General features: G+C 34.6%; 19 protein-coding genes. 10 read left to right on the forward strand and 9 right to left on the reverse strand.

Annotated elements, in window-relative coordinates; all coding sequences use genetic code 11:
* Positions 1–2: 2 nt before the first annotated feature.
* The 9 genes from ACQY44_RS14200 to ACQY44_RS14240 all read left to right on the forward strand — a co-directional run bounded on the left by ACQY44_RS14200 (position 3) and on the right by ACQY44_RS14240 (position 7,924).
* A complete protein-coding gene (locus ACQY44_RS14200; RefSeq protein ID WP_428230981.1) occupies positions 3–863 on the forward strand; it encodes a hypothetical protein in 861 nt (286 codons plus the stop codon).
* Between the two features lie 101 nt (positions 864–964).
* Positions 965–2,047, forward strand: coding sequence for an adenylosuccinate synthetase (locus tag ACQY44_RS14205; protein WP_428230982.1), 1,083 nt, complete (start codon positions 965–967; stop codon positions 2,045–2,047).
* 9 nt (positions 2,048–2,056) lie between these two features.
* The gene (locus tag ACQY44_RS14210; RefSeq protein WP_428230983.1) at positions 2,057–2,584 is read left to right on the forward strand and encodes an NADAR family protein; all 528 of its coding nucleotides are present in this window, start codon (positions 2,057–2,059) and stop codon (positions 2,582–2,584) included.
* 10 nt (positions 2,585–2,594) lie between these two features.
* Positions 2,595–3,119, forward strand: coding sequence for an O-acetyl-ADP-ribose deacetylase (locus ACQY44_RS14215; protein WP_428230984.1), 525 nt, complete (start codon positions 2,595–2,597; stop codon positions 3,117–3,119).
* A gap of 247 nt (positions 3,120–3,366) precedes the next feature.
* A complete protein-coding gene (locus ACQY44_RS14220; RefSeq protein ID WP_428230985.1) occupies positions 3,367–4,014 on the forward strand; it encodes a DUF4291 domain-containing protein in 648 nt (215 codons plus the stop codon).
* Positions 4,007–4,561: an RNA 2'-phosphotransferase gene (locus ACQY44_RS14225; RefSeq protein ID WP_428230986.1), complete on the forward strand. Its 555-nt coding sequence runs from the start codon at positions 4,007–4,009 to the stop codon at positions 4,559–4,561. Before ACQY44_RS14220 ends, ACQY44_RS14225 begins: the two co-directional genes overlap by 8 nt.
* 42 nt (positions 4,562–4,603) lie before the next feature.
* Positions 4,604–5,443, forward strand: coding sequence for an ADP-ribosylglycohydrolase family protein (locus tag ACQY44_RS14230; RefSeq protein ID WP_428230987.1), 840 nt, complete (start codon positions 4,604–4,606; stop codon positions 5,441–5,443).
* Between the two features lie 65 nt (positions 5,444–5,508).
* On the forward strand, positions 5,509–6,450 hold the full coding sequence (locus tag ACQY44_RS14235; protein ID WP_428230988.1) for an ADP-ribosylglycohydrolase family protein: 942 nt from the start codon (positions 5,509–5,511) through the stop codon (positions 6,448–6,450).
* 4 nt (positions 6,451–6,454) lie between these two features.
* Positions 6,455–7,924: a nicotinate phosphoribosyltransferase gene (locus tag ACQY44_RS14240; protein WP_428230989.1), complete on the forward strand. Its 1,470-nt coding sequence runs from the start codon at positions 6,455–6,457 to the stop codon at positions 7,922–7,924.
* A 60-nt stretch (positions 7,925–7,984) separates the two neighbouring features.
* On the opposite strand, the gene ACQY44_RS14245 is transcribed toward ACQY44_RS14240, so the two are convergent.
* The 6 genes from ACQY44_RS14245 to ACQY44_RS14270 form a co-directional block, all read right to left on the reverse strand.
* Complete coding sequence (locus ACQY44_RS14245; RefSeq protein WP_428230990.1) at positions 7,985–8,113, reverse strand: hypothetical protein; 129 nt, start codon at positions 8,111–8,113, stop codon at positions 7,985–7,987.
* A 257-nt stretch (positions 8,114–8,370) separates the two neighbouring features.
* Positions 8,371–8,688 carry a hypothetical protein gene (locus tag ACQY44_RS14250; RefSeq protein WP_428230991.1) on the reverse strand — a complete coding sequence of 106 codons (318 nt, stop codon included), beginning with the start codon at positions 8,686–8,688 and terminating at the stop codon, positions 8,371–8,373.
* Positions 8,689–9,270 (reverse strand): nicotinate (nicotinamide) nucleotide adenylyltransferase, encoded by a 582-nt coding sequence (nadD, locus tag ACQY44_RS14255; RefSeq protein ID WP_428230992.1) that lies wholly within the window; start codon positions 9,268–9,270, stop codon positions 8,689–8,691.
* A gap of 111 nt (positions 9,271–9,381) precedes the next feature.
* A complete protein-coding gene (gene gmk / locus ACQY44_RS14260; protein WP_428230993.1) occupies positions 9,382–9,954 on the reverse strand; it encodes a guanylate kinase in 573 nt (190 codons plus the stop codon).
* Between the two features lie 80 nt (positions 9,955–10,034).
* Entirely contained in the window at positions 10,035–10,895 is an 861-nt protein-coding gene (locus tag ACQY44_RS14265) for a YicC/YloC family endoribonuclease (RefSeq protein ID WP_428230994.1), read from the reverse strand.
* Between the two features lie 346 nt (positions 10,896–11,241).
* Positions 11,242–11,595 carry an arsenate reductase family protein gene (locus tag ACQY44_RS14270; protein WP_428230995.1) on the reverse strand — a complete coding sequence of 118 codons (354 nt, stop codon included), beginning with the start codon at positions 11,593–11,595 and terminating at the stop codon, positions 11,242–11,244.
* Positions 11,596–11,672: 77 nt separating this feature from the next.
* Between ACQY44_RS14270 and ACQY44_RS14275 the strand changes: the two genes are divergently transcribed.
* Positions 11,673–12,128 (forward strand): DinB family protein, encoded by a 456-nt coding sequence (locus ACQY44_RS14275; protein WP_428230996.1) that lies wholly within the window; start codon positions 11,673–11,675, stop codon positions 12,126–12,128.
* A gap of 95 nt (positions 12,129–12,223) precedes the next feature.
* Here ACQY44_RS14275 and ACQY44_RS14280 read toward each other — a convergent pair whose 3' ends face one another.
* The 3 genes from ACQY44_RS14280 to ACQY44_RS14290 all read right to left on the reverse strand — a co-directional run bounded on the left by ACQY44_RS14280 (position 12,224) and on the right by ACQY44_RS14290 (position 16,163).
* Positions 12,224–12,715 (reverse strand): septal ring lytic transglycosylase RlpA family protein, encoded by a 492-nt coding sequence (locus ACQY44_RS14280; protein WP_428230997.1) that lies wholly within the window; start codon positions 12,713–12,715, stop codon positions 12,224–12,226.
* An 88-nt stretch (positions 12,716–12,803) separates the two neighbouring features.
* Complete coding sequence (locus ACQY44_RS14285; protein WP_428230998.1) at positions 12,804–13,226, reverse strand: hypothetical protein; 423 nt, start codon at positions 13,224–13,226, stop codon at positions 12,804–12,806.
* 105 nt (positions 13,227–13,331) lie between these two features.
* Positions 13,332–16,163 carry a TonB-dependent receptor gene (locus tag ACQY44_RS14290; protein WP_428230999.1) on the reverse strand — a complete coding sequence of 944 codons (2,832 nt, stop codon included), beginning with the start codon at positions 16,161–16,163 and terminating at the stop codon, positions 13,332–13,334.
* Between the last annotated feature and the right edge of the window lie 175 nt (positions 16,164–16,338).

Here is a 16,338-nt window from a genome sequence, read left to right on the forward strand (position 1 = left end):
TTATGGGAGGTACAAGATATGACTTAGGCGCTCGTTTGAGCAGAGCAACAGCAGCAGGTTACGGATCTAAATCTGCGAGTGAGATTTTTACACAAAATTCTTTACGAATGGCGCATGAATCGATGAACCCAAACGGAATTACGTTTAGAGAAGCAAGAGATTCTGAAGTGCATCCAAATACAGTTCCCATTATTTTAGGACTGGATGTTACAGGAAGTATGGGACATATTCCGCATGAATTGATAAAAGAAGGTCTTCCTAAATTAATGGGAGGAATTATTCAGGGTGGAGTGCCGGATCCGGCACTTTTATTCTTAGGAATCGGAGATCATGAATGCGACAGATATCCTTTGCAGGTTGGTCAATTTGAATCTGGTGATCAGGAACTGGATATGTGGCTGACCAGAACGTATATCGAAGGCGGAGGTGGAGGAAATGCAGGTGAAAGTTACTTATTAGCCTGGTATTTTGCCGCTTTTCATACCAAAACCGATGCTTTCGAAAAGAGAGGCCAGAAAGGACTACTGTTTACCGTAGGTGATGAACCTAATTTAGAAACACTTCCGGCATCTGCCATAAAAGAAATTATGGGTCAGGGGCAGCAAACGTATACGCATCTTGAATTATTAAAAGAAGCACAAAAACGTTACGAAGTATATCACATCAGCGTATTACATTCTGATCAGGCCATAAGAGCAAATGTAGCCTGGAAAGAATTACTTGGACAAAATTGTTTGTCTATCGAAGATCACAAAGAAATCCCGAATGTAATCAGGAAAATCATTTGCGATAAACATAAAAGTTCAGGATTAGGTTTAGGAACAATTCCGCTTGACGGATTAGATAATATAGAAATGCTTTAAATGTTGAACACATAGAAAGTATATTGGTTTAAATGAGTGAAACGCCTTTTTAAAGTTTTTAAAAATCGATGTTTCTATGTGTTTAAATAATATTTTACAAAATGAAAACAGCAAAAATAGTTATAGGTTTAGGATTTGGTGATGAGGGAAAAGGAATTACAACAGATTTTCTGGCGAAGCAAAATCCTGAATCTATAGTTATTCGGTTTTCAGGAGGGCAGCAGGCAGCGCATACGGTAATGATTGGCGATAAAAAACACGTTCATTCGAGTTTTGCCAGCGGTGCACTTCGCGGTTTGCCGTCCTATTATAGTGAACATTGCACGATTCATCCTGTTTTTTTATACAATGAAAGAAAAGAACTCGAAGAATTAGGAGGGAATGTTGAACTTCACATTCATCCTTTAGCCAAAATCACAACACCTTTTGATGTTTGGCAGAACAGAAACAATATTAAGAATTTAGATCACGGAACATGTGGCAAAGGAGTTGGTGCCACAATGAAACGTAGTGAAGGTCCATACAAATTATACGCTATAGATCTGATAGCGCCCCGCCAGATGCTTTTGGCAAAACTGGAAAAAATTGCCTATTACTACGGTTTTCTAAATGAAAGTGAAATCGATGAAGAAGTCAGTCATTTCCTTGAAGTGATTGATGAGATGGAGTGGAACATTAGCGATTACAGCTTTTTAGAAAAGTATCAGAATCTTATTTTCGAAGGAAGTCAGGGAGTTTTACTCGACATGGATCACGGTGTTTTTCCGAATGTAACGTACGCGAATACAACATCTAAAAATGCGTATGAAATCTGTAAAAAGTTACAAATCGCAGCTATCGAATTGTATTATGTTACCAGAAGTTATGCTACCCGACACGGAAGTGGCTGGATGAATAACGAAAGAGAATTAAAATTAAAAAATAACGAAGAAGAAACCTGTGTTTACAACGACTTTCAAAAAGAATTGCGAACTGGTGATTTAGATTATGAGCTTTTAAATTATAGTTTAAAACTAGATGCTGCTTACAGTCCAAACGCAAAAAGAAATCTGGTGGTAACCTGCATGGATCAAATCGAAGTGGATTATGAATTTGAAAAGCTGACTACTGATTTTAATCAAATTTATGGATCATTTTCACCCGACTCAAAAAATTTTAAACAGTTGACTTCTTTGTTTCAATAAGAAAAAAAAATGAAATACAATATAGAAAATATAGCCACAGAAAGTAAGTTTTTATTTTTCTGGGGACATCAACCTAATAAGGACGGAAGCATTTCTAAAACCTGCTTCAGTCAATGGTGGTTAAGTTCGTTTGAAGTCGATAAAGTGACTTATAAAACGGCAGAACACTGGATGATGGCCAAAAAAGCAGAATTATTTAAAGACGATGCAGTTTTGCAAAAAATCCTTCAGGCTAAATCTCCTGCTGAAGCCAAAAAGTTTGGAAGAGAAGTAAAGAATTACAATGAAATCCTTTGGTTGGCTGCGAGATTTGACATTGTGAAAGAAGGGAATTATCATAAATTCAGTCAGCATCCGGAGTTAAAAACTTTTTTACTTAACACCAACGACAGGGTAATAGTCGAAGCCAGTCCGGTCGATGCGATTTGGGGAATAGGAATGGCCGGTGATCATAAAGATGTTCTGAATCCTGCAAAGTGGAGAGGTTTAAACCTGCTGGGTTTTGCTCTAATGGAAGTTAGGGATGAATTACAATAATTTAAGGATTATGAAAATAGAAATCATCAAAGCCGACATAACAGAAATCAAAGTGGATGCAATTGTCAACGCAGCCAATACTTCCTTATTAGGCGGCGGCGGAGTTGATGGAGCTATTCATAGAAAAGGAGGGAAAGCAATTTTAGACGAATGCATCCAAATCCGAAATAAAAAAGGTGGCTGTAAAGTTGGAGAAGCGGTTATAACAACTGCCGGCAATTTACCTTCACAATTTGTAATTCATACCGTTGGACCGGTTTGGAATGGAGATAAAGAGGAAAAAAAGAATCTGCTTAAAGCTTGCTATCAAAATAGTTTAGAACTGGCTGTTGAGAATAAGATTAAGACAATTGCTATTCCTTCCATTAGCACGGGGATTTATAAGTTTCCTAAAGATAAAGCCGCAGAAATTGCGATAAAGACAGTAAATGACTTTGATAAAATTTCAGAAATAGAAAAAGTGGTATTGGTTTGTTTTGATGATGAGAGTTTTCAAATCTATACTAGTTTATTAGAAAAAAACTATAAAAAATAGAGTTAGATTGCTATAAGCTCCGGCGGAGCATAATACTTATAGATAAATAGACATATTTATAAAAAAAAGCTCCATCGGAGCGATATATTGTCTTGTATTTTGAATTCAAAACAATGTCACCCTGATGGGGTTCTTTTGAAATAAATTAGACTTTCTATACATATAACATCCCTCTGGGATTTGTATCCTAAAATCTAATTCAGATAATTAAAAATAACACAATGAAGATATTGTGTACAGGAATAAAATGAAAATAGAATTAAAAAAATATGATGAGCAAGTAACAGCATGGCCAGAATCAGGCTATCATATAATGGCTCAATATGACGAGGAAGAAATAATAGTGTATCAATCGTACCGAAAAGATATTGGTGAATTTGCTGTAAAAAACCAGTTTTTTGGAGGAGAATTTAGCCTTAACCGAATGACCTGGATCAAACCCAATTTTCTCTGGATGATGTACAGAAACGGATGGGGAACAAAAGAAGAACAAGAAGTGGTGCTGGCGATTCATCTTAAAATAGCAGCATTCAATAAATATTTGCAAAATGCCGTTTATTCTTCTTACGATGTATCACTTGGAATGAGCCGGGAAGAATGGCAAACACAGGTAAAAACATCTTCGGTAAGATTGCAATGGGATCCTGATCACGATCCGTACGGAAATAAGTTAGAGAGAAGAGCCATTCAGATTGGTTTACGGGACGACTTTATAAAATCTTTTGCTAAAGAAGATATTCTCCTAATTGAAGATATTTCGGAATTTGTAAAAGAGCAATATTCGTTTGTTCAGAATGGGGAATTAGAAAAATTAATAGTTCCTGCCGAAAAGCCATTCGTTTTTAAGGATGAAGGATTGAATAAGAAACTTAAAATCTCTGGAAATAGTGAATGAAAAAACAGCCAAAAGCGTAAGCAAGTTTCTAAGTTTGGTTCTTAGACATTCGCCAGAAACCATCGGATTAAAATTAGACGAAAACGGTTGGGCAGATGTTGATGAATTAATTCTAAAATGTAATAAGAACGGAAGTCCAAATCAAATGACTGCTGAACTTCTCGATTACGTAGTAGAAAATAACGATAAAAAACGTTTTGCTTTTAATGAAAATAAAACAAAAATCAGAGCCAGTCAGGGACATTCGATTTCCGTTGAATTAAACCTGAACGAGGCAGAACCTTCGGAATATTTATATCACGGAACGGTTGCAAGGTTTTTGGAAAGCATTAAAAAAGAAGGTTTGCAAAAAATGAGCCGTCAGCATGTTCATCTTTCTAAAGACAGAGAAACAGCGATTAAGGTAGGAGGAAGAAGGGGAGTTCCTCAGATTCTAACCGTTAGAAGCGGCGCCATGCATAGAGACGGATTTAAATTTTATTTGTCTGAAAACAATGTTTGGCTAACAGATGAAGTTCCGACAAAATATATAGAGTTCAAATCATAAAAAGTATTACAAGCCATATAAATTAAACAAAAAAAGGTAATTATGATAGTAGAAGCAGCAATAGGCGATGCATACGGTGCAGGTTTTGAATTTCGCGATTTAGATTTTATTTCTCAAAACAACGATCTGACGCAATATCATAAACACGGACTTTATACCGAAATCTATAAAAGATATACAGATGACACTCAAATGGCAATCGCTATTTCAGAATTGTTATTAGAAGATGACAATTGGAACGAAATTAAAGTCGCAGATAAATTTGTCGAAGTATTTCACCGAGACAAAAGAAGAGGATATTCAGACAGGGTTTACAATGCTTTAGATGCCAGTAAAAACGGATCTGATTTTCTCAAAATAATCAATAACGGCAGTAACGGAAATGGTTCAGCCATGAGAGCGTATGGTATTGGTTATTTAAAAAACATTCATCAATTGATGGAGTTTTGTGAAATTCAGGCAAAAACTTCTCATCACACAACAGAAGGAATCAGTTGTGCGAAACGTATCGCTTTGGCTGTTCATTATTTTAAATACAATTTAGGTGACGGATCGACTTTGATCTCGTTTTTAAACGAAACTTTAAAAGAGAACGAAAACTATAAAATTACGTCTCCAATTGATATGCATGGTTATCCAACCACACAAGCAGTTATAAAAATCGTATCTGAAGCCACTTCTATGAAAGATTGTTTGAAAACGAGCATCGATTATGGTGGAGATACAGATACTGTTGCCGCTTTGTGCATGGCGATTTTAAGTCACAAACAAAATTGTGATAAGGCGCTGCCTTGGTTTTTATATGAAGAGTTAGAAAATGATAAATTCGGGAAAGATTTTTTGATTAAATTGGATTCGGACCTCTTGAATAAGTTTAAATAATCAAGTGAATAGATGAAACGAATATTAGTTTTTGGAGATATTCAAGTAGGTTTAAAATAATTAGAATGATGAACAATAAAATAGAATCTGGTTTATTTGGCTTAGCTATTGGCGATGCTTTGGGAGTTCCCGTAGAATTTTATTCCAGGAATTCCTTAAAACAAAATCCTGTTTCTGAAATGATTGGTTATGGAACACATTATCAGCCTTTAGGAACTTGGAGTGATGATAGTTCACTTGTTTTTTGTTTAGCTGAGAGTTTATGCAAAGATTATGATTTATTTGACATAGGCAGAAACTTTGTAAAATGGTACAGTACAGAATTATGGACACCACACGGAAAAGTTTTTGATATTGGAATTGCTACAAGAAATGCGATCCATAATATCGCAAAAGGTCATGAACCGGAATTATGCGGTGGTTTTGAAGAAAAAGACAACGGAAATGGTTCGTTAATGCGTATTTTGCCTTTGGTTTTCTATCTTCAGAAGGAAAAAGATATTGACGTAATTTATCAAAAAGTCAAAGCGGTTTCATCGATTACTCATGCTCATTTCCGTTCTGTATTTGCTTGTTTCATTTATGTGATTTATTGTTTTGAAATTTTGAAAGGAAAAAATAAAAAAGAGGCATACACAGAAATGCAAAATCTCCTGTCAGATTTTTTGAAAGACAAGGAATATAATCCAAAGGAAATTCAGTTATTTGATAGAATTTTACAAAATGATATTTCCGGATATCCTGAAAACGAAATTGCATCATCTGGTTATGTGCTGCACAGTCTGGAAGCGAGTTTTTGGTGTTTTTTGAATTCGGATACTTATGAAGAAACTGTTTTAAAAGCCGTTAATCTGGGTGAAGATACAGATACAACAGCAGCGATTGCCGGAGGTTTGGCGGGTATTTATTACGGAATAGAAAATATTCCTGTAAAATGGATTGAAAATTTGGTGAGAACCAATGATATAAAAGATTTAGCAGAACGATTATCAAAAAGTATAAATTAATATTATGAACCCACTATTATTAACAGACGGTTACAAAGTTGACCACAGAAGACAATACCCGGATAAAACCACTTTGGTATATTCGAACTGGACACCAAGAAAATCAAGAATCGAAGGTCTTGATGAGGTCGTATTTTTTGGATTACAATATTTCATCAAAAAATACATTATTCATGATTTTGATGCAGCTTTTTTCAAACAGCCAAAAGAAGAGGTAGTGAAAAAATATGCACGCCGAATCAATAATTATTTAGGCGAAAATCAGGTAGGTACCAAACATATCGAAGATTTACACGATTTAGGATATATTCCGATGGTGTTCAAAGCCCTGCCAGAAGGAGCAAGTGTTCCGTTGAGAGTACCCATGTTTACGATGTACAATACGCTTCCGGAGTTTTTCTGGTTGACGAATTATTTCGAAACCCTACTTTCAGCAGTAGTTTGGTTGCCATGTAACTCCGCTACAATTGCGAGAGAATACAGAAAAGTTTTAGACAAATATGCTGATGAAACATCCTCTGTTCCTGAATTTGTAGATTGGCAGGCGCACGATTTCTCCATGCGTGGAATGGGCGGAATCGAAGCGGCTATCACTTCTGCAGCAGGACATTTATTAAGCTTCACAGGTTCAGATACCATTCCGGTAATTGATTTCTTCGAAGAGTATTACAATGCCAATTCTGATAAAGAGTTAATTGCAGGTTCAGTTGCCGCAACAGAGCATTCTGTAATGTGTATGGGAACTACTGAAGGAGAATGCGAAACTTTCAAAAGATTAGTTACTGAAGTGTATCCAAAAGGAATTGTATCTATCGTTTCTGATACCTGGGATTTATGGAAAGTTTTAACCGATTATTTACCACGATTAAAAGAAGATATTGTTGCCAGAGAAGGCAAAGTAGTCATTCGTCCTGATAGCGGTGATCCGGTAGATATTATCTGCGGAAATCCAAACGGAAAAACAGAAGAAGAGAAGAAAGGTGTAATAGAACTGCTTTGGGATGTTTTTGGAGGTACAACGAATGCAAAAGGATACAAAGAACTTATTCCTCAAATTGGAGCCATTTACGGCGATAGTATTACTGTAGCTCGATCTGTTCAGATTTGTGAAAGACTAAAAGAAAAAGGGTTTGCTTCTACAAATGTTGTTTTAGGAATTGGTTCATTCACGTACCAATACAATACCAGAGATACTTTTGGTTTTGCTATGAAAGCAACTTATGGAGAAGTGGATGGAGAAGGAAGGGCGATCTTCAAAGATCCAATTACAGATGACGGAACTAAAAAATCAGCCAAAGGATTGATGAAAATTGATTTAGTTGATGGTGTATATCATTTAACAGATAATGTTTCCTGGGAAGAAGAAAAACAAGGGGAATTGAAAGAAGTTTTCAGAGACGGAAAACTTCTAACAGAGCAATCTTTGAGTGATATCAGATCTAGGGTTAAAAATCAAATAAGCGTTACGTTATAAAACTAAAAAAGTCTGAATTTTAAATTCAGGCTTTTTTTTTTTGATACTGCTCCTATTGATCTATAAACAATATTTTGCTCTTAATTCTTTTGCTTCCTGATCAGAATGATATCCTATTAAAAGCAATCCTTCTGTACATTCGATTCTTTTTTCTTTGATTAATTTCGTAATAAATAATTCAAATTTCATGAATGAGCAGTATTTTTTATTTATAAAATTTAAATACTTTCTTTTATACGGAATTTTTTCACTAGTAATAATATGTAATAAGGCTAATTGTAATTCGTCAACATGTGCTTCTGAATCTAACTTGAAATTTCTGGAAATTTTTTCACCATCATAAATAAAAGAAATTAAGTTGTTTATTCCATTGCTGTACATAGGGCCGGATCGTGTGTTTTCATTTCTTTGACCAGAGTAGGAGTTGCCGTAAACAATGAGGTTTTCTATTTTGCTATAATCGTATTGTTCTGTATGAATAGCAAGAAAATTATCTCCAAAAGAAATAAATCCAATAAAATGCCATTTAAGTTCTCATATTCATTTAACCGAATGGCACCTCCAATGATATAAGTGATAAACGGAAGTATAAGTACGTAATATGCATAACTTGATATTTCGCATCCAAATGATTTCTCTATAAAAATTAATAGAAGCGGATATAATATAATTGTGAGTATAGAAAACCAATTAAACTTTTCAGACAACATAAAGTCAAATTGTTTGGCTCTTTCAGGAAAAAAAAGCGATGCAGAAAAGGACATTTACTTCTTATAAAAATTATTGTGATCGATATATTCCCAGACTTTAGGCGGCAAAAGCGGTTGAATGTTTTTGCCTTCTTTAATGCTGTTTCTGATAAAAGTTGAAGAAATCTCTACAATCGGAGCATCAATAATATGAACCTTTGGGTGTGATTTTAATTCAAAATTTTCGGCTTCTTCAGAAATTCTGGGATACACATAAATGTCATAATGATCTAAAATAACTTCATAGTTTTTCCATTTATGAAATGTTTTTAGATTGTCTTCGCCCATAATCAATGAAAAGTCATGAGTGGGATACTTTTCATGCAAATGAATCAGCGTATTTACCGTATAATTAGGTTGAGGTAATTTGAACTCAATATCTGAAGGTTTAATTTTTGCGTAATCCTCCGTTGCCAGATAAACCATTTGCAAACGCTGATGATCGTCTAACAAAGTTGATTTCTTCTTTAACGGATTGTGAGGCGTAACCACCATCCAAATCTGATCCAGGTCCGCAAACTCCGCCATATGATTGGCAATAATTAAATGACCAACATGAATGGGATTATACGTTCCGAAATAGAGACCTATTTTCATAGTTGTTTTGTTTCACGGAGATTCACAAAGTTGCCCACAGAGATTCGCAAAAAATTTAATTTTCTTTGTGTGACTTTGTGTTTTTTTTCTTTGTGTAGCTCTGTGTAATAATTACTTGTTTACAAAATCTTTTACCAATTGATAGGCTTCTTCTTTAGCAGTATCCAAATCGTAATTTTTGATGATGGTATCAAATTGAGGAGCAGTTGCCAATTCAACCGAAGCCTTTGCAATTCGCATATTAATCTTGTCATCACTTTCAGTAGAACGTTCTTTTAAACGTCGTTTAAGTTCATCTACACTTGGTGGTTTTACAAAAACAGCTAAAGTCTGTTCCGGAAATTTATGCTTGATACGCAATCCGCCGGCAACATCAATGTCAAAAATCACATTTTTGCCTAAAGCCCAGATACGTTCAATTTCGGCTTTTAAAGTACCGTAAAAATTATCACGATACACTTCTTCCCATTCCAGGAAATCTTCGGCTTTAATGTGCTTTTTGAATTCTTCCAGCGAAATAAAATAATAATCTTTTCCGTGTTCTTCTTCTCCGCGGGGTTCGCGGGAAGCCGCTGAGATCGAAAATTCTAAATTTAAATCTTCTTTCCCAAGTAAATGCTTTACTATAGTTGTTTTTCCTGATCCTGAAGGGGCTGAAAAAACAATTAACTTTCCTTTATTCATTCTTTATGCTTTTGGCTTTAAGCAATATGCTTAAGCTTTGGTTGGGGTGTTTTCTGCTTATTGCTTAGAGTCTGCGGCTTTTACAAAACATTCAAAACCTGCTCTTTAATTTTTTCTAATTCATCCTTCATCATCACGACCAATTTCTGCATTTGAGCATGATTCGATTTTGAACCCATTGTATTGATCTCGCGACCCATTTCCTGAGTAATAAAGCCTAATTTACGACCATTAGCTTCAGTACCTTTTATAGTTTCTAAGAAATAATCTAAATGATTTGTCAAACGCACTTTTTCCTCTGTAATATCCAGTTTCTCTAGATAATAAATTAATTCCTGTTCAAAACGATTCTCATCAACATTGACTTTCAATTCAGAAATCGCAGTTTGCAAACGATCTTTGATAGCCTGAATACGTTCCGGATCAAGCGCCAGAGCATCATTCATATATTGACGGATATTTCCAATTCTCAAGTTGAATTCTTTTTCAAGAGATTCACCTTCGTCTTTTCTAAAAGTCAGGATGTTTTGTAGTGCTTCCTCAATGATAACCTGAATTTGTTCCCAGTCGTTTTCATCGATTTCCTCACGTTCTGTTTTTAGCGTATCAGGCATACGAACGGCCATTTTCATTAATTCAGTTTCGTCAGCATCAGGATAGACCTCCTTAAGCTGTGCGATGTAGTTTTTTACAACAGGAACATTTACTTTAGTCGAAGTTTGTTCAGAAGTACTTTCGATATAAATTCCGAAATCAATTTTACCTCTTTCAAGTTTTGTAGAGATCTGAGTTCTTAAACCTAATTCCATTTCACGATAAAGCGACGGCATTCTTACGTTTAAATCTAAACCTTTACTATTTAAGGATTTTACTTCAACGGTAATTTTTTTTGTAGGCAATTGCAAAGAAGCTTTGCCAAACCCTGTCATAGATTGTATCATATAATTGAGTATAAAGGCGCAAAGATAAATAAAACTTTGCAGTCTTGAGTTTTAAATCGCTAATCTGTTAAAGTCAGCTTTGTGTAAGATTTTTTTGCCACGAATTTCACGAATTTATACAAATTATTTCCAAGCTACTTCGAGTAGATTTTCAGAATTCAGATTGTAAAAAAATAAAATTCGTAAAAATTTGTGTAATTTGTGGCTAACTTTTTTAGAGTCAAAACTTTAATTAGGGCGTTCCCTTCGGTCGGGCTATCCGCTCCCAATCTTTTTTTGAGCAGAAAAAGCTCAAAAAAAGGATTTCCGCTTCTATCCCTAACGCAAACCCGTGCGCTTCAGAACTTTATTTTTCTAAAGCTTTTACAACTTGCAATGTCACAGGTTGTGTGTTGCCAATATAAATTTTACCATCAATAATAAAAACCGGACGGCTTAAAAAAGTATAATGTTCTAAAATGTACTTTTTAAAATCAGCTTCAGTCAAAGATTGATTCTTTAAGTCCATTGATTTGTATAGTTGTGCTTTTTTACTAAATAAAGCTTCGTAACTACCTGCAAGCTGGTACATTTCCTCTAATTCTGCTTCAGTAATAGGATTTTGTTTGATGTCGTGAAAAACCAAATTATTGTCTTTCGGCAAGCTTTTAATAATTTTTCGACATGTATCACAAGAAGCTAAGTAGTATATTTTATTCATGTTTTTAAATTTAAGAGACTACAAAGAAAATTCATTTAAAACTGAAAAATGCCTAATTTTAGAAAAAAATAAAAATTATGAATTCAGTTTTTGAAGTACAGAAAACCATAAGAGAAATTCTTTTGAAGATTTTAGACCATCATTCCTTAGAACAATTAAATAAAATTCCACCAGGATTTAATAATAATCTGATTTGGAATATTGGGCATTGTATCTCTTCACAACAAGTTTTAATCTACAAATTATCAGGTTTGCCAACGATGGCTTCAGAAGCATTTATAGCCAAATACAGAAAAGGAACTAAGCCTGAAGCTGATGTTTCACAAGCTGAAGTTGATGAAATTAGAGCATTACTTTTGTCAACTCTAAGCCAAACAGAAAAAGATTTTGCGAATAATATTTTTGTTACTTACAATGAATATACTACGAGCTTGGGCTTTACACTCAAAAATATAGCAGGAGCTTTGGATTTTAATAACTATCATGAAGGAATTCATACCGGAATTATAATGAGCATTAGAAAGTTTGTTTAAACTTTTGGCCGTAGTTTTTGATTGTTTGGAATTTCCAGATATGGTAAACCCGACAGGTTTTAAAAATCTGTCGGGTTTGATTATCGAATATGTTATTATTCTACTATAGTTTCAATCGTCACTTTCATAGCGCCGCTTCCTTTGTTTTTTGAGATTTCCATAAAAGCTCTTTTGGATAGATCTATTTCTCTGGTTTTTACAAACGGACCACGATCTGTAACTTTTACGATGACAAATTTTCCGTTAGCTTCATTGGTCACTTTTATTCTTGTGCCAAATGGTAGTTTTTTGTGAGCTGCGGTATATTTATTATTATTGAATTTAATTCCGCTGGCTGTTTTTTTTCCATTAAACCGGTCAGCGTAATAGGAGGCATGCGCATTTTTTTTATAAGGCTTTAATTTTAAACCTTTGTCTGTAAATACAGAATCAATTGGGAGAGCAAGTATATCGGGTCTTGCGGTTTTTACGGTATCCTGAGTAATTTTAGGTTCTGTTACTGGTTTTGTTTGACTTATAATATAAGTAAAGCAGCTTAAAAAAGTTATGGTAAGTGTGGTGAGTATAATTTGTTTTTTATTTCTCATTTTTTATTTTTTTTCAGACTTGGGGAGTTTGTACAAATAATATGCCGAGATAAAAAAAGCCCTATTATTTTAGGGCTTTAATTGGTTTTTAGAACCAAAGGTTCCATGGAATTCTACTTAAGATAAGTAATAATCCGATTCCGTAATAGATTGCAAAAGTTTTAAACTTCGCTTCGCTATTGATTAATTTTTTATGTTTTGACCATCCAATAGTAATTAAGGCGATGGCTATAAGATTGATTAATGGGTGTTCTAATGAAGTTAGTCTCAGTTCTGCGTTAGACATTTGTCCAAACGCTGCTTTTCCTAATGGAGAAACAAAATAAAGAATTAAACCAACTAATAATTGGGTATGCGTTCCGATTAAGGCAAACAAGGCAATTTTACGATCTTTAGCGGTAAAATCTTTTTTTGAAGTCAAGCTAATGATAGCATTTACAACGGCAACTAATAAAAGCAAAAGTGCTAAATAAGCCCAGCCAGAATGGAATTTTTGTAGAAAATGGTACATAAATTAATTTTTTTGTTAAAACAAATATAGCAAAAAAGGGTATAAAAAAAACGGCATCAGACTAAAAGTCAATGCCGTTTTTATTATTTATTTAGATTCTAAATTTTAGAAATCGTAACGTAGTGTAAAGTTCCATGTTCTTCCAAATCCGAAGAATACTTGGTTAGCATCAGCTACTCCATTGTAAAGTCTGTTGTTAGAAGCATAAGTTCCTAAAGCAGCATTTGTTGAACTTACGTTGTCATCAGCGAAGATGTTAGTTCTAGACTCAGCGATGTAAATTTTATTCAAAACGTTATTTACGTTTAATCTAAAGTTTACTGATTTGTCTTTGTTCTTACCAGTTAACATTTTGTATGAGAAACCAGCATCCATTAATCCATAAGAAGGTAATTCTAAAGCTCCTTTATTTGTTGGAGATGTAAAGTTTACAGGGCTTAATCCAGCATATAAATGGTCATTATAATTGTAGTTAGCATCAATTGTCACTCTAGTTAGAACTTCGTAAGAAGCTCCTAAAGAAGCAGTCAATTGTGCTGCGTCACCTACTTTTACTTTGTCCATGTATACAGTTGCTGCAGTGTATCCTGCAACTGGTGTGTTGTCTGCCTGGTTGTAAGCGTTTACAGTAGCATTTCCTTTGTATTCCCAGATTCCGTAAGAGAACATACCTGTAATTCTTAATCTGTCAGTAACGTTTGAGCTACCTTCAAATTCAATTCCAGAGTGAACCTCGTTTAGACCAACATATTCTGTATAAGTTGAACCAGCTGGAATAGTTGGTGTTGCAGGAAGTGCATTACCTTTTAAGTATCTGTCATTCCACGTTGTGTTGTAAAGATTTACTGTACCGTTGAATTTACGTGAACGGAAAGCATAACCAGCTTCAAATCCTGTAATTTTTTCATTAGTAAGGTTAGGGTTTACAGTAGATCTGTTGTTAGGATAAATAGAGTTAAAGAAAGGCTGTTTTGAGTAGTAACCAGCATTTACGTATACATTATTTTTTTCGTCAAGGTTGTAGTTTACACCACCTTTTGCGTTTCCACCTAAAATGTTTTTGTAAGGAGTAGAGGCTAATGGATCAGTTGATTTGTATACAAAATTATCTTCTCTTTTGTATCCTTGTTGTGAGATAGCTCCTTGTACAAAAGCAGTTAAATTATCTTTAGAGTACTCTAATTGAGTAAATACTCCGTACCATTTTACATTCCCGGTGCTGTTGAAAGCAATTTTATCATAGTTTTTCTTTTGAAAAACATTCCATTGAACATCTGTAGGGTAAGTTGAAGTAAGGTTTCTACCGTTTGGTTTTAAGTCTGCAATAGTATTGTCAAAATATTCACCTCCGCCTAATAAGTCATTTACAACTGTATAGTGGTATCCTTTGTAAGTTCTTCCGTCAAAACCAAAATCTAATGTTAATGTATTAGATAATTTTTTGTTTAGGTTGATTAATGCTCCAAACCAGTCATGAGAGTTGATAGATGAAGTTTGTGTAATACCTGAAGTAGATGTAGATGTAGCAGCGTTATAATCAGCATTTGATCCGCTGAAGTAAGCACTGTTTTGGTAAACGCCATTAATTTTTTGTCTTTGTTGAGCTCCTGCTAAACCAGCAATAGTTACTGGTTGGCCTGAGTTGTAAGCTACGATTTTATCATAATCTACTAGACCGCCCGGTGTTCTAAAAGCTAAAACATCGTTGTATCCTTTTCCTTTAATACCTCCAGTTGCACTAGCTCCTGCACCACGGCCCATTGAGGCGTAAAGAACAGAAGAAAGTTTTGTAGTTTCGTTGATTTTATAATCCCAGTTCAACGAAGCAACAGGTTTGTGGTAGTAATTTTTTCTGATGTTGTATTCTTCCCCATTCAAATATCCTGTATCAGCATTGTATCTGATATTTGGATCACCATTATTACCATATTGTTGGTAAGTAGCAATTGTAGAAGCAGTAGATCTTTGGTTGTGCCATTGTGGCGCACCTGTTACAGTAAGTTGAAAATCATGTTTACCGCTTTTGTTTGCATATCCTAAAGCAACGTAGTAGTTAGAACCTTCAAACTTAGTTCCGTCAACATACCCGTCTCCCATTGTTTGTGATAACAAAACCGAAGCAGAAAGACCATTGTCTAATTTTCCGGTATTGTAAGAACCCTGAATTTTGAAGTTTCTGCCGTTTCCGAAACCAGAAGAGAAAGATCCGCCTTCTTTTCTGTCAGAAGCTTTAGTCACAATGTTAATAGTTCCACCAACTGAAGGAGTTGCAAGTTTAGAAGCTCCTAGACCTCTTTGAACCTGCATAGCAGAAGTAACATCTGCTAATCCAGCCCAGTTACTCCAGTAAACAGAACCGTTTTCCATGTCGTTTACCGGCATACCGTTGATCATAACGGCAATGTTGTTTTGGGTAAAACCACGAATGTTGATTCTTGAATCTCCAAAACCACCGCCTGATTTAGTTACATAAACAGAAGGAGTGTTTCTTAAGATCTCCGGAAATTCCTGAGTTCCTAATTTTTCCTGAATTTCAGCAGCTTTAATGGTAGAAACTGCAACAGGAGTTTTTCTGTCTTTTGCAATATCGACTATACTACTTTTTACAACAATCTCGGTCAATTCGTTTGAATTAGATTCTAAAACGATTGTTCCTAAGTTAGTAGTTCCGCCTTTTGAAACTGAAAATCTTACAGTTTGGTTTTGGTAACCTAAAAAAGAAATAACGATTTCTCCTGTACTTGTTGTTGTGTTGAGAGTAAATTTACCATCAAAATCTGTAGAAGTAGCAGTTGTAGATCCTTTGATTACTACGTTTGCTCCTGGTAATGAACCTGTACCGTCGGTAATCATACCTGAAATTTTTCCTTGAGAAAATGCGGTTGACACTATCATGAACAATAGTCCAGTGAGTAACCAATTTTTCATTGTCTTCATTTGTTATTAGTTTATTGTTTTTGGCAAAATTATAACAATTAAATCAGATAGTGTTATCAAAATGTTAAGAAAAATAAGTTTTATCTAATGTCTTGCGCATTAAAATGATTTTTTCTTTTTTTATTAAACAAAATAATGATTTTTTGAATTTTTGAGGGTGTATTTTGTTAAAATG

Origin of the sequence: Flavobacterium sp., assembly GCF_965277525.1 — a bacterium.
Taxonomy (GTDB): domain Bacteria; phylum Bacteroidota; class Bacteroidia; order Flavobacteriales; family Flavobacteriaceae; genus Flavobacterium.

Coding starts and splice junctions, on each gene's coding strand:
- ACQY44_RS14200 (WP_428230981.1), top strand. CDS start 3: ATGGGAGGTACAAGATATGACTTAGGCGCTCGTTTGAGCAGAGCAACA.
- ACQY44_RS14205 (WP_428230982.1), top strand. CDS start 965: ATGAAAACAGCAAAAATAGTTATAGGTTTAGGATTTGGTGATGAGGGA.
- ACQY44_RS14210 (WP_428230983.1), top strand. CDS start 2,057: ATGAAATACAATATAGAAAATATAGCCACAGAAAGTAAGTTTTTATTT.
- ACQY44_RS14215 (WP_428230984.1), top strand. CDS start 2,595: ATGAAAATAGAAATCATCAAAGCCGACATAACAGAAATCAAAGTGGAT.
- ACQY44_RS14220 (WP_428230985.1), top strand. CDS start 3,367: ATGAAAATAGAATTAAAAAAATATGATGAGCAAGTAACAGCATGGCCA.
- ACQY44_RS14230 (WP_428230987.1), top strand. CDS start 4,604: ATGATAGTAGAAGCAGCAATAGGCGATGCATACGGTGCAGGTTTTGAA.
- ACQY44_RS14235 (WP_428230988.1), top strand. CDS start 5,509: ATGATGAACAATAAAATAGAATCTGGTTTATTTGGCTTAGCTATTGGC.
- ACQY44_RS14240 (WP_428230989.1), top strand. CDS start 6,455: ATGAACCCACTATTATTAACAGACGGTTACAAAGTTGACCACAGAAGA.
- ACQY44_RS14245 (WP_428230990.1), bottom strand. CDS start 8,113: ATGAAATTTGAATTATTTATTACGAAATTAATCAAAGAAAAAAGAATC.
- ACQY44_RS14250 (WP_428230991.1), bottom strand. CDS start 8,688: ATGTCCTTTTCTGCATCGCTTTTTTTTCCTGAAAGAGCCAAACAATTT.
- nadD (WP_428230992.1), bottom strand. CDS start 9,270: ATGAAAATAGGTCTCTATTTCGGAACGTATAATCCCATTCATGTTGGT.
- gmk (WP_428230993.1), bottom strand. CDS start 9,954: ATGAATAAAGGAAAGTTAATTGTTTTTTCAGCCCCTTCAGGATCAGGA.
- ACQY44_RS14265 (WP_428230994.1), bottom strand. CDS start 10,895: ATGATACAATCTATGACAGGGTTTGGCAAAGCTTCTTTGCAATTGCCT.
- ACQY44_RS14270 (WP_428230995.1), bottom strand. CDS start 11,595: ATGAATAAAATATACTACTTAGCTTCTTGTGATACATGTCGAAAAATT.
- ACQY44_RS14275 (WP_428230996.1), top strand. CDS start 11,673: ATGAATTCAGTTTTTGAAGTACAGAAAACCATAAGAGAAATTCTTTTG.
- ACQY44_RS14280 (WP_428230997.1), bottom strand. CDS start 12,715: ATGAGAAATAAAAAACAAATTATACTCACCACACTTACCATAACTTTT.
- ACQY44_RS14285 (WP_428230998.1), bottom strand. CDS start 13,226: ATGTACCATTTTCTACAAAAATTCCATTCTGGCTGGGCTTATTTAGCA.
- ACQY44_RS14290 (WP_428230999.1), bottom strand. CDS start 16,163: ATGAAGACAATGAAAAATTGGTTACTCACTGGACTATTGTTCATGATA.